Origin of the sequence: Stutzerimonas stutzeri, from assembly GCF_038561965.1 — a bacterium.
Taxonomy (GTDB): Bacteria; Pseudomonadota; Gammaproteobacteria; order Pseudomonadales; family Pseudomonadaceae; genus Stutzerimonas; species Stutzerimonas stutzeri_AA.
In genome coordinates, this window is the sequence record NZ_CP139348.1 from 1,138,151 (window position 1) to 1,150,747 (window position 12,597).

The 12,597-nt window shown below is 61.9% G+C and carries 11 protein-coding genes; 4 read left to right on the plus strand and 7 right to left on the minus strand.

Features of this window, described 5'->3' with window-relative positions; translation table 11 throughout:
- Positions 1-149: 149 nt before the first annotated feature.
- A complete protein-coding gene (locus SM130_RS05085; RefSeq protein ID WP_102823061.1) occupies positions 150-1,484 on the minus strand; it encodes an imelysin family protein in 1,335 nt (444 codons plus the stop codon).
- 169 nt (positions 1,485-1,653) lie between these two features.
- Between SM130_RS05085 and SM130_RS05090 the strand changes: the two genes are divergently transcribed.
- Positions 1,654-2,226 carry a LemA family protein gene (locus tag SM130_RS05090; RefSeq protein ID WP_102823062.1) on the plus strand — a complete coding sequence of 191 codons (573 nt, stop codon included), beginning with the start codon at positions 1,654-1,656 and terminating at the stop codon, positions 2,224-2,226.
- Position 2,227: 1 nt separating this feature from the next.
- Positions 2,228-3,121, plus strand: coding sequence for a GIDE domain-containing protein (locus tag SM130_RS05095; RefSeq protein WP_102823063.1), 894 nt, complete (start codon positions 2,228-2,230; stop codon positions 3,119-3,121).
- Positions 3,122-3,136: 15 nt separating this feature from the next.
- Here the strand turns inward: SM130_RS05095 and SM130_RS05100 are convergent, their stop codons facing one another.
- From SM130_RS05100 to SM130_RS05115, 4 genes are all read right to left on the minus strand, one after another.
- A complete protein-coding gene (locus tag SM130_RS05100) occupies positions 3,137-3,820 on the minus strand; it encodes a spermidine synthase (RefSeq protein WP_102823064.1) in 684 nt (227 codons plus the stop codon).
- A gap of 127 nt (positions 3,821-3,947) precedes the next feature.
- Positions 3,948-6,008, minus strand: a complete 2,061-nt coding sequence (locus SM130_RS05105) for a putative bifunctional diguanylate cyclase/phosphodiesterase (protein ID WP_102823065.1) — start codon at positions 6,006-6,008, stop codon at positions 3,948-3,950.
- Positions 6,009-6,302: 294 nt separating this feature from the next.
- A complete protein-coding gene (locus SM130_RS05110) occupies positions 6,303-6,884 on the minus strand; it encodes a superoxide dismutase (RefSeq protein ID WP_102823066.1) in 582 nt (193 codons plus the stop codon).
- Between the two features lie 401 nt (positions 6,885-7,285).
- A complete protein-coding gene (locus SM130_RS05115) occupies positions 7,286-7,894 on the minus strand; it encodes a LysE/ArgO family amino acid transporter (protein ID WP_102823067.1) in 609 nt (202 codons plus the stop codon).
- A 92-nt stretch (positions 7,895-7,986) separates the two neighbouring features.
- Between SM130_RS05115 and SM130_RS05120 the strand changes: the two genes are divergently transcribed.
- On the plus strand, positions 7,987-8,877 hold the full coding sequence (locus tag SM130_RS05120) for a LysR family transcriptional regulator ArgP (protein WP_102823068.1): 891 nt from the start codon (positions 7,987-7,989) through the stop codon (positions 8,875-8,877).
- Positions 8,878-8,882: 5 nt separating this feature from the next.
- Here SM130_RS05120 and SM130_RS05125 read toward each other — a convergent pair whose 3' ends face one another.
- The gene (locus SM130_RS05125) at positions 8,883-9,152 is read right to left on the minus strand and encodes a hypothetical protein (protein WP_102823069.1); all 270 of its coding nucleotides are present in this window, start codon (positions 9,150-9,152) and stop codon (positions 8,883-8,885) included.
- Positions 9,153-9,509: 357 nt separating this feature from the next.
- On the opposite strand from SM130_RS05125, the gene SM130_RS05130 reads away from it, so the two are divergent.
- Complete coding sequence (locus SM130_RS05130; RefSeq protein ID WP_102823070.1) at positions 9,510-10,409, plus strand: ATPase; 900 nt, start codon at positions 9,510-9,512, stop codon at positions 10,407-10,409.
- 59 nt (positions 10,410-10,468) lie between these two features.
- On the opposite strand, the gene SM130_RS05135 is transcribed toward SM130_RS05130, so the two are convergent.
- Positions 10,469-12,370: an autotransporter domain-containing protein gene (locus tag SM130_RS05135; protein WP_102823071.1), complete on the minus strand. Its 1,902-nt coding sequence runs from the start codon at positions 12,368-12,370 to the stop codon at positions 10,469-10,471.
- Positions 12,371-12,597 lie beyond the last annotated feature (227 nt).

Sequence of the window (12,597 nt, forward strand, 5' to 3'; positions counted from 1 at the left end):
CGGTGAATTAAGCCGCGCAATCTTAGCAGGCTAATCTAATTTGAATAAGAGGGATTTGCATTTGCGGATTACTGCGGTGGCGCACCGGCAGCAGAGGGTTGATTGGTGATGCGACACGGGCGCAAGCGCTGCACCCGTGTCGATGCCGATCAGAACTCGTGATCGGCCGTGTCGGGGTTGAGGTCACTGATGTTGAGGGCAGCGGCCGCCTGTTCGATGGAGGCGGTCTGCTTGACCAGGGCGGCGATGGCGCTACGCACCTTTTCCTGACCTTCGGCGTTGTCCGCAGCGATCAGCTGGTCGAAGGCTTCGCCGTTGTTGGCACTTTCGACCAGCACTTGCAGCTTGGCTTCGGTGGTCTCCAGGTCGGTCTTCAGTGTGCTGTCCACTTCAGGGCTGACGCCCTGCACCAGCGAGGCAAGGCTCGGGCCGGTCAAGGTGCTGCCGTCCACGCGCTTGTATTCGCCCAGATAGACGTTGCGAATGCCGCGGGCGTTGAAGTAATGCGAGTTGTGCGTGTTGTCACTGAAGCAGTCGTGCTCGTCTTCGGTGGAGTTGGCTTCCAGTGCGACCTTCATGCGTTCGCCGGCCAGTTCGCCGAGCGAGAGGCTGCCCATGCCGAAGAGCATCTTGCGCAGGCCGTTCTCACCCGATTCGGCTTCCAGGCTGGCACGGTAGTTCTCCGCGCCTGGCTGCCACTGCTCGACCATTTCCTGCAGGTCGCTGACCAGCAGATCGGTCGCGACTTTCAGGTAAGTGCGGCGACGGTCGCAGTTGTCACCCGTGCAGCCTTCGCCTACGACGTAGTCTGTATGCGGACGCTCGCCGGCGCCCGGGCCGGTGCCGTTGAGGTCCTGGCCCCAGAGCAGGAATTCAATGGCGTGGTAGCCGGTGGCGACGTTGGCCTCGGAGCCGGCGAGCTCGTTGAGGCTGGTCAGCAGCTCGGCGGTGATTTCGCGGGTATCGATCTTGTCTTCGCCGATCTGCAGTTCGGTATTGGCGATGATGTTGGCGTTGGCGCCCGGGTTGCCGAGCGCGTGCTGGTAATCACCTTCGACGTAGTCGATCAGGCCTTCGTCGAGCGGCCAGGCGTTGAGCTGGCCTTCCCACTCATCGACGACCGGGTTGCCGAAGCGGAACACTTCGCTCTGCATGTACGGAACACGGGCAGCCAGCCACTCTTGGCGAGCGGCCTGCAGGGTTTCTTCGCTGGGGTTGGCGAGCAACGCATCGATTGCCTGCTGGAGTTGCACTGCAGTGCTGTGCGCGTCGCTGAAAACGGCCAGCGCCAGATCGGCGTAGTGGCCGACGACTGCTTTTGCCGCCTGCTCATCGGGCGTCTGCGCCTGTTCAGCCGGCACGCTCTCGGTTGTGCTTTGCGGTGCAGCGGTCTGGTTGGTTGGTGTCTTGTCTTCACCGCAACCGGCGAGCGAGATGGCGACAGCGAGGAGGCTGGCGGTTGCCCAGATGGGGGTGCGTAGCATGTGCGGGTTCCTTTGCGTGCGAGTGAACGAAGCCGAGGGCTGCTCGGAAGCGCTCAATAATGCGAAAGATTTTCATTTTGTGCAAAGCCAATGCGTGCACGGGCTCTCTCTTCCGTGTCAGCGCAACCGGTAGAATGCTGGCGTTTTGCAGCCCAGATATGGAGATGTCATGAGCCTGAGCGCGGTAGTTGTGCTGGTAGTGCTGTTCCTCGTCGCCGCCTATGCGGTGATTCTCTATAACGGCCTGGTGCGCCTGAAACATGGCGTCGGCAAGGCCTGGGCGAACATCGACGTGCTGCTGCGCCAGCGGCATGAAGAGCTGCCCAAACTAGTGGAAACCTGTCGGCAGTACATGCAGCACGAACGCAATACGCTGGAGCAGGTGATCAGCGCGCGCAACGCGGTTTCCAGCGCGCGGGAGCAGGGCGATGTCGGTGCGCTGGGGCAGGCCGAAACCGGGCTGCGTGCCGGACTGGGTCGACTGTTCGCGCTGGCCGAGAATTACCCCGAGCTGAAGGCCAACGAGAGCTTCCGGCACCTGCAGCAACGCATCAGTGGGCTGGAAAGCGGCATCGCCGACCGCCGCGAGCTGTACAACGAGGCGGTCAACCTGAACAACGTACGCATCGAGCAATTCCCCGATGTGCTGCTGGCCCGGACGTTTGGATTCAAGGAGGCCGCGCTGCTGCAATTCAGCGAGGCGGAGAAGGCCGACGTCGATCTGAAGGCGCTGTTCGGCTGAAATGGATCTCGGCCAGATCTTCACCTTCGCCCTAGCCGCTGCGCTCTGCCTTGGCGGCGCCTGGGTCTGTATCAGCCGCTGGTCGCGCGCGCGCCATCTGCTCGATACGCCGACTTCACGCATCCGCTCGGCGGCTCAAGGCTACGTCGAGCTGGTCGGCATGCTGTGTGAACTGTCCGTGCCGCAATCGGTGGCGCCGCTTACGGGCGAGCCCTGTCTATGGTGGCGCTACTGCATCGAGGAGTATCGCTCCAATGGCAAGCGCAGCAGTTGGAGCGTATTGGAGCGTGGCACCAGCGAAGCCTGGTTGCGCCTGGCCGATGCCACGGGCGAGTGCCTGATTGATCCGCGCGGTGCCGAGGTGCATCCTGCTTTTCGCAAGGTATGGACCGGCAGCCTGCGTCACCCGCGCGGCATCGCCCCGAGTGGCTGGCTGAGCCTGCTGAGCAGTGGTAAACGCTATCGCTACACCGAGGAGCGGCTGCACGAGGGCGAACCGCTGTACGCAATTGGCGACTTTCGCACCACCGGCGGCGGGCGCCAAGGCCTCGATCTGTCGTCAGCCAAACGTGAAGTGATCCGTCAGTGGAAGGGCGACTACGCCGGCCTTCTGCAGCGTTTCGACAGCAATGCCGATGGGCAACTGGACGAGCATGAATGGAATCGCGTCCACCTGGCCGCGCGGTTCGAAGCCGAGGATCGTCATCGGCAGAAGAGCGCCGCCCCGGAACAACATCAATTGGCGCGCCCAAGTGAAGCGCTACCCTTTGTGCTGTCCAGTCACGGGGAGGAGGTCATCACCCGGCGCTTCTATTGGCAGGCCACAGGAGGTGCAGTCATGTGCCTGGCAGGTGCCGTATGGCTGGCGATGCAGTTCGGTATTACCGCCTGGTAACACCCAGCGACCTGCTCAGCGCTTGCGCTTTTCGGCGATCCAGATGGTATGACGCGTGCCGCGGTTGCCGTGAGCGAACACCTGCACTTCTTCGGCCTTGAAGCCGGCCTTGGCAAGCTTGTCGGAGAAAGCCCTGTCGGCGCTGGCCGACCATACGGCGAGCACGCCGGACGGACGCAGCGCGCGGGCACAGGCATTCAGACCGTCCAGTGAATAGAGCCAACTGTTGCTCTTCTGCGTCAAACCTTCGGGGCCATTATCGACGTCCAGCATGATTGCATCGAAGCCCTGAGGCTGCTGTTGCAGCAACTCCGCGACGTCCTGATTGAGCACCTCGGCGCGGCTGTCGCGCAGCGGGTGTCCGGACTTCTCGCCGAGCGCACCGCGGTTCCACTCGATCACCCCTGGCACCAATTCGGCTACCAGTACCTCGGCGTCCTGTCCGAGGTGGCGCAGGGCGGAGGCGAGGGTGAAGCCCATACCCAGTCCGCCGATCAGGACGCGTGCCTGCGGGCGCGAAGCGATCCGTTTGCAGGGGATCTCGGCCAACGCGTCTTCCGAACCATGGGTACGCGTGTTCATCAGCTGGTTGCCGTTGCCGCCCTGGATCTTGATGACGAAGTCATCGCCGTATTCGAACAGGCACAAGGCGCCGCCGGTGGGGATCGCGGCGGTATCCAGAAGTACGAAGCGTTTCATTGAGGGCTCGCCGTAGGCCGTGGATGGCCGAAAAAGGGCGGAAAGTGTGGACGAAGTCCTCGCGCCTGGCCAGCGTTCGGGCGACTGCCTGGCGTCGAACGGGCAGCTAAGGCTTAGGCTTGCCGGCCTAACGCAGCTCGGAATTACCCGCCCGATCAAAAGGCGCCGACTGGCGCAGCAGCAGGTCAAGATCAGCGGCCGCCAGCGGCTTGCTGTAGTAGTAGCCCTGGCCCTCCTGACAGCCCTCGGCGATCAGATAGGCTTCCTGCTCCGGTGTCTCGACACCCTCGGCGATCACCGTCATACCCAGGCTCTTGCCGAGCTGGATGATCGCCCGGACGATGGTTGCGCCTTCGTCCTGGCCAATGTCCTGGACGAAGCTCTTGTCGATCTTGATCTTGTCCAGCGGCAGGCTCTTGAGATAGCTGAGCGAGGAATAACCAGTACCGAAATCATCGATCGCAATCAGCGCACCGGAACGCCGCAGGCTGTGCAGGTTGTTTGCGGCGGCGTCGATGTCCTCCATCAGGCCTGTCTCGGTCACCTCCAGCTCCAGGGTTTCGGCGGGCAGCTGATGGGTCTGTAGCAGCTCGCCGATCATGGCCGGCAGTTCCGGGTGGCGCAGTTGCACCGTGGAGAGATTCACCGCCACACGCAAACCGGTATGTCCTTCGGCATGCCAGCGACGCAATTGGCTGCAGGCCTGGTCAAGTACCCATTTGCCGATCTCGATGATGCTGCCGTTCTGCTCAGCCAGAGGGATGAACAGATCCGGGGGCACCAGCCTGCCTTGTGGATGTTTCCAGCGAATCAGCGCTTCGACGCCAGTGATGCGATTCTGCCGATAGTCCACCTGAGGCTGATAGACCAGATGGAACTCGTCGCGCTTGAGGGCTTCGCTGAGGTCCTTTTCCAGTTCCCGGCGAGCGCGCATTTCACTGTCGATGCTGGCCACATAGAACTGGTAACGGTTGCGCGAGCGGCTCTTGGCGAGGGTCATGGTCTGCTCGGCTTTCTGCAGCAGCTTCTCGGTGTTGTCGCCATCCTCCGGATAAAGCGTGATACCGATGGTGGCCCGCAGCCGAATCGGGTCCTGATCGAGATCGATCGGGTTTTCCAGGTCGTCGAGTAGCGCCTGTGCCAGCTCAGCGGCTTCATACGGTTGCTCGATGCCGCTCAGCACCAGCACGAACTGATCACCACCCAATCGTGCCAGTGCACCGAGTCGGCCTGCGGAGCCGCGTAAGCGGTCGGCCAGCGCCTTGAGCAGGCAGTCGCCGGTCTGGTAGCTGTACTGCTCGTTGATGCCCTTGAAGTCGTCAAGGCCCAGGCAGAGCACCGCGACGCGCCGCTGCAAACGGCGCGCCTCGTCGAGGATATGGTCGAGCTGGTGTTGGAGCTGCTGTCGGTTGGGTAATCCGGTCAGCGAGTCGTACTGGGTCATCCGATGCAGGCTGCTTTCAGCTTCCAGACGCAGATGCATGTTGTGTTCGATAGAGGCGAGCAGCCCGTTGGCCGTTTCCACCCAAAGGCCCAGTTCGTTGCGCTCGTGACCTCTGATCATCGGCAGCTTGTGCTCGCCGGGGCGGTCCGGGTTGATCTGCGCCAGGTGCTCGATGAGCTTGGTCAGCGGCCGGGTCAGCAGCCACTGGTAGATCAGAAAGAGCACAAAGCCCAAGGTAAGCGCGCGCAGGATGCCGACGATGAAGATCACGATGGAGTCGTTGACGAAATCCTGGCCATATTGGGCCGTGTCCAGGGTGATGCGCAGCTCGCCGTAATATTCGTTGTAGGGCGGTTTGCCGATGAGCGGGATCGAGAACTGCCGGTCGCGGTGGAGGATCGGGTCGGTCAGCCAGCGGGTCGGCAGATCGATAGGCGGTCTGATCTTCAGCGCCAGCATGCCTTCGTCCGGATGGCCGATGGATGCCATGCGAATCGACTCGTGCTGGAAGAGCCCTTCCATCACCTGCGCGCCCATCTCGCGGTCGAGGCTGTAGATCGCCTGAGTAGAAGGGTCGCGAGTCATGCGCAGGATACGTTGGGCGTCGGCCTCGATCAGCTGGCGCGTCTTGTATGCGCCGAAGATGATCTGCGCGCAGCTGAGCACCAGCCCTACCGCCAGCGCTGATAGCAGGACGACACGCAGGAGCTTACGCGACAGGCTATTGCGCATTTCCAGCTTCAAATGAAGGTCCTTTTCCGTGCCGACGCTCGGTTGCGGAAGTATTGTTAGTCATTCGGCAGTCGTCAAAGGGCTGATTAACACCAGGGAGGACAGCAGCTCCGACTGTGCCGGCAGTACGTCATAGGATGCAAGTACAACGAAGCAATCCTAAGGAAACATTGCGCGCCGAATACCGCTAACGTAAGGCGATGTATATTTCTTGGCCTGCATTTGTATAGCGGCAGGCAAGGCCGAAGCCTTAAATGAAAATGCCCGCATTGAGTGCGGGCATTTCCATGACGCTGGTTCAGTGACTCAGCCTGCGAAGTTCTTCGCGACGAAGTCCCAGTTGACCAGGTTCCAGAACGCTTCGACAAATTTCGGACGGGCGTTGCGGTAGTCGATGTAGTAGGCATGCTCCCAGACGTCGCAGGTCAGCAGCGGCTTGTCGCCTGCAGTCATCGGGTTGCCGGCGCCGATAGTGCTCGCCAGGCCCAGGCTACCGTCGGACTTCTTGACCAGCCAGGCCCAGCCGGAGCCGAAGGTGCCGATGGCGGTCTTGGTGAACTCTTCCTTGAACTTGTCGAAGGAGCCGAAGGAGGCGTTGATGGCATCAGCCAGCGCGCCGGTCGGCTGGCCACCAGCGTTTTGTGCCAGGCAGTTCCAGAAGAAGGTGTGGTTCCAGACCTGAGCGGCGTTGTTGAAGATTCCGCCGGAAGAGGTCTTGATGATGCTTTCCAGGTCCTTGCCTTCGAACTCGGTGCCCGGGATCAGGTTGTTCAGGTTGGTCACGTAAGCAGCGTGGTGCTTGTCGTGGTGGAACTCGAGCGTCTCGGCGGACATGTGCGGCTCGAGAGCATTTTTTTTGTACGGCAGCGGCGGCAATTCGAAAGCCATGATGTATCTCCTACTCAGGTGTCGAGGATTGATGCGGCCAGCTGGAAGGAACGTACGAGGCGGTGCCGGCGATGCCGGTCAGCAGGCGCGAAATACGCGTCCCGCCCAGACCTCGGTAGTACCCTTCGCTCGCTACATGCTTGCGCAATCTCTGGCCGTTCACGGTCGGCCGAACAGACAGACTGAAGCCTTCCGCTCCATGTCTGCGAGCCAGCGATCATAGCACCCGACCTGCGGCAAAACCACGCGGCAACTGTATGGAATATAGGTTCCAGAGGGGTTGCCGGGACAATGCATCGGTTGCGAATGACTGGCTGCGCCTTGCGTGGACCGCGCCGCCGGCTGTGGCGTTCCTTTCGATCTGCTAATTGGCCCGCGGTGGGATGTCGCGTGCAAAGGCGTCAGCCAGCGAATGCCAGCTGCGCGGCAATCGCAAACATCATGGCCGCGACACCGAGGTCGATCAGGCGCCAGGTCAGCGGACGGGCCAGCCAGGGCGCAAGCCAGGCTCCGCCGAGCGCGAGAGTCATGAACCACAGCGTCGAGGCGCTAGCGGCACCCAATGTATAGGCGCCCGGCTCGGGCTGTTGTGCGCCGAGTGATCCGATCAGCACTACGGTATCGAGATAGACGTGCGGGTTGAGCAGGGTAACGGCCAGCGCGGCCAGCAATACCGCGCGCAGCGGACGCGGTTGCGCGTCGGCGCTGCGCAAGCTTCGCGGCTTGGCCGCCCGGCGCAGCGCGAGCGTGCCGTACCAGACGAGGAAAGCCACGCCGCCCCAGCGGGTGACTTCCAGCAGCAGCGGATTGCTCGCCAGTACCGCCGCCAGGCCGAACACGCCGACACTGACCAGCAATACGTCACAGACAATGCACAGCGCCGCCACTGGAAGATGATGTTCCCGGCGCAAGCTCTGCGCGAGCACGAAGGCGTTCTGCGCGCCGATGGCCATGATCAGGCCGGCGGCCACCAGTAAACCGTTGATATAGCTTTGCCAGATCGCATTCATAACCTACGCCTCTTTCGTTTTCTGCTGGCGAGTCTGCTAAGTGGCGAGCTATAAGAGAAACAAATTATGGTCAGGTGGCATTAGGAAATCTGATGTTCGATTACAAGTTGCTCGCCGCGCTTGCCGCAGTCGTGGAGCAAGCCGGCTTCGAGCGTGCTGCACAGGCGTTGGGGCTTTCGCAGTCGGCCATATCGCAGCGAATCAAGCTGCTCGAAGCGCGCGTTGGTCAGCCGGTGCTGTTGCGTGATAGTCCACCCAGGCCGACCGAGCTAGGCCAGCGCCTGCTCAATCACGTGCAGCAGGTGCGGCTGCTCGAGCGTGATCTGCAAGGGCAGGTTCCGGCACTGGACGAGAACCGGTTGCCGGAGCGATTACGGATCGCCTTGAATGCCGACAGCCTGGCGACATGGTGGGCCGGGGCGGTGGCGCCGTTTTGCGCCGAGCATCGGGTTTTGCTCGACCACGTAGTGGAAGACCAAGCCGTCGGGCTCAAACGGATGCGCGCCGGGGAGGTTGCCGCCTGCGTCTGCGCTGCGGAGCGCCCATTGGCGGGTGCGCGTAGCCAGTTTCTCGGTGCAATGCGCTATCGCGCACTAGCCAGTCCGGCGTTTGTCAGTAGGCATTTCAAACAGCCGGCAGCGCCCGGTGACCTCGCGCGCGTGCCGGCTGTGGTCTTCGGCCCGGACGACCAGCTGCAACATCGCTACATGGCGGCAGTTGGCGGCGGCGAGGCATTCATCCACCACTTGTGCCCGTCTTCCGAGGGGTTCGTGCGTCTGCTGCTGAGTGGGCTGGGTTGGGGATTGGTGCCGGAGTTGCAGGTGCGTGGCGAACTTGCGCGCGGGGAATTGGTCGATGTGCTGTCCGGACCGCCGATCGACGTGCCGTTGTACTGGCACCACTGGCGCAATGGCGGGCAATTACTCGACGAATTGACTCGGCACCTGGTGCGTTGCGCCAGTGGTTGGTTGCTGGTCGATTGACAGGCTCAGGCGAGAACTCGCTGGCCTCGATAGATGCGCACCTTGGTGTTGCTTGAGCTGGACGATGGGCGCGGCACGGGCGGCGGCAACTGGTCGCTGAAGACGGCGAGCTGGCGGCCGAGTTCGCGGGTCAGCTCGTCATTCGAGTGCATGCACCCGGTAAGCATGGCCGATACCGCATCCGGTTGGTTGAGATGGATGTCGAGTTGCTGCTCATCGCGAAGTCTGCGTCGCAGGCTGCGCATGCAGTCGATAACCGCTTTGTTCAGCTCCATGCTGTGTTTCCTCGTGATTGCCCTAAGGCCCGACATCCGTGTCGGAAGTGTCTATCCGCTGGCATGAGAGGCATAGCAAGCCGCGTACCAAGTTGCGCTGATACTTTTTGAAAGCCACTGCAGGCAAGTGCAGGGCGCAGCTGGTGAGGCTTGCAGGATTTGCGTCATGTCTCGCGCTCGCTGCGTAGGTGTCTCACCGTCAGGCGATCTGGGTTTCGGTGCACTGTGATGCGTTTCACAAGCAGCGCGATGCCCTACCGCGGTGCATCTAGTCGGCAGAGGCGCCATCGCTGATGGCTGCTTCCCGAATCGTTATACTGCGCGCTGTTTTTCGCTTCGCGCCATTGAAGGTACCCCATGCGCAACGATGCTCACGACGAACTGGACAACATCCCCAGCCTGACCACAGGCCGTGATCGCGTGGAGCCCTATCCGGCGCCGGATCTCGAGCCGATGCGGCGACCCGCGGCCGAACCTCCCGATGACGGTCGCTCGCGACAAAAGCGCCGCGCGAGCGGCGGCGGCAGCAAAGCGAGTACGGCTCCGCTGTGGGTCGTGGTGCTGGCCTTGCTGATCAGCCTCGGCGCGCTTGGCTGGTGGAGCTATCAGAAGATCGCCATGCTGGAAATGCAGTTGGTTGCCACTCAGGAGAGCTTCGCCCGCATCAGCGAAGATGCCGCGGGGCGGTTGCAGGACATTTCCGGCAAGGTCGTCGCGACCGAGTCCAACGTGACCACTGAAAGCGAGGCGGTGAAGCTGCGCATCAAGCAGCTTGAGCAACAGACCGTGGAACTCGGTCGCAAGCAGCAGGCCTTCGCCACCGAGCAGCAAAGCCTGGCCGGCCGGCAGGGCAATCAGGATCAGCGCCTGGAAGAGCAGGGCAAGCGCTTCGAGCGTCTGGGTACCGATCTTCAGGCTCAACAAGGCACCACCGCGACATTGACGGAAACCGTCAACACGCTGGGCAGCGAGCAGGCATCATTGAAGTCGACATTGAACGAGCAAGCCAAGCTGGCCGGTCGGCTCGATGCTCTGAGCAAGGATGTGGCCGCGCTGAAGCAGGGCGGCAATCAGAATCAGGCGATCAGCCGTCTGGAGCAGGACATCATGGTATTGCGCAGCCAACTGGACAACCGTCCGGCACCGAGCGCTACCAACACGGCGGAGTTCGACTCCTTCCGCGCCCAGGTCACCCGTACCATCAATGCCATGCAGAGCCAGATCGCCAACCTGCAAGGGCAGATTGACGGTCGCTGACTCGGAAGTTCGCCACCGCCGCGCCTATTCGCGGCGGCGGCATCTCCCCGCGTAGCTGCTTACAAGTCCCAGGCCAGTGATAACCCCAGCCCGTGGTCGCGGTTGTCGTTGCCCCGGTAGTGGTAGTTGGCGCGCAACGACAGACCTGGCGTCAAACGGTGCGCCAGGCCAAGGCTGAAGCGCGTCTGGTCGCCGGTCGGTACCGCACCCGGCAGCTCGAAGGTGTTGCCCGGTACGCTGTTCAGCGACATGCGCAGATCTTGGCGATCCTCGTCCTCACGTTCCACCTCCCGCGCCACTTCGCCGAACAGCCGCGTGCGCTCGGTTAGGGCGTAGTCGCCGAACAGTCCGAGCGAAAGACGCAGCGATTTCAACTCCTGATCGTGATAGCTCAGCGCGGTCGACCGTGTCCCTTTTTCGCTGTAGCCGTCGACCTCGATCTTTTGGTAGCTCGCGCCTATGAACGGGCCGAACTGCAGCTGGTCACCGGGCTGCATGAGGTTGAAGCCAGCCTTGGCCGCGGCTCCCCAGAGCGTACCTTCGGTGTCCCCCTTTTCCGCTCGCTCGGTGATGCCCAAGGCAAAGGTCCGCTTCAGATCGTGGTAATCGAGGTAACCGACGCTAAGGCTGAAGTCGGCGAACAGGCGCTGCTGCTCGTAGCGCGCAAAAGCCGTGGCGAGGTAGCTGCGCATGTCGTAGTCCGAGTCGTTTCTTCCCAGTTCCAGGGAGTTTTCCGCCAGACCCAGGCTGACTCCGCCCAGCCAGGCATCGCTCAGGCGCTGGGTAACACCCACCGACACGCTCAGCCCGTGGCCGTCTCCGCCACCGTAACCGTCGTACTCAGGCCGGTTGTAACCACCCTGGACGAAAGTGCGCCATGCACCGACCGCCTGCCAGTTGCCACGCTGGGCTGACAGCTCGTTGTCCAGTTGCTGCAAGTGAGCGCGCAGTGCGGACCGGCCCATTTCTGGCAGCAGCGAGATTTCCCACGGGGCGGCGATGATCGAGTAGAGGTAATCGGCGCTGATCTGGTGAACGGCGGTGGTCGGATGGACGCCATCATTGAACATCAGGCGATTAGGGTCCGGGGCGGTGCCGCCAAGGCCGTAGGTCGGGTCAGGCAGGCAAGGGGTAGAAGATGAAGAATCGAAGCAAACAGCGGTTTGTGCCACGTTCGGGTCAAAACCGAATGCGGCAAGGTCAGCGCGAACTTCCGACAAGAGCAGGCGGTTATTCACCAGCACATAGTTGCCGCCCTGGGCTTGCAGGCGGCTCGCCAGCTCCGTATTGAAGTCTGTAGTCAGATCATTCCAAATATCGGTCACGTTATTAAGTGTGCCAAGCGGCGTGCTGCCGACATCGGGCAGATCGGAGACGATGATGTAGCGGGCCCCGGCTGCCTGCAGAGCTCTGACGCCCTCGGCCAAGTCGCTCGCTGCCAAGAGCATGTCTCGCCCCTGGAAAATGTCATTGCCGCCGCCGTTCAGGTAGTACAGCGCGTTACTGTCGACTCGCGGATATTCCCGCAGATAACCAAGGCGGGTGCGGGAGAGGCCGTTGATTGAGACAGTCGAATCGCCGGTTATCGAGTCGAGGATCTGATCTGTGCGATAGCCACCAACGGCATAGTTGGTGCCGTCCGGATTGCCTGTGAGTATTGCCGGTAACAGCGGCGTGGAAGGCAGCGATTGAAGGCCGAGCATGCTGGCCAATCGTTGTGTGCCAACCTCGCCGATATATTCGCCCGCACCATACGTAGGGCCGGTGCGGTTGGTGAAGCGTAATCCGCCGGTGGGGTTGCCGCCGAGTGTCGGACTTTGCAGGTCGGGAAAGTTGCCGGCGTCGCTCAACGAGTCGCCGAACACAACGAACTGGCTGAACGGTCCGCTATTGGCGGTGGCCGTACCGGTCGTACAGGTGAGCAGAATGATTGCCGCAAGCGGTTTGAGAACGCTCTGCACGGAGTATCTCCTTATTGTTTTTCTTGTGGATACGTCGCTCGCGCACGTGCGGGCGACCCGGTCACGCTAGTGGCAGGTGGCCGTGCAGATAAGCCCTCGAAAGGGCGATTTCGCCTCAGCGGCCCGTTACCTCCTAAGACGTAATGGCCGCTTGCCTTCCGATTCATTGTCCTGGCTCAAGGGTTTTTGATGGCCAACTGATACCATCCGCCGCGCTTGCGCATCGG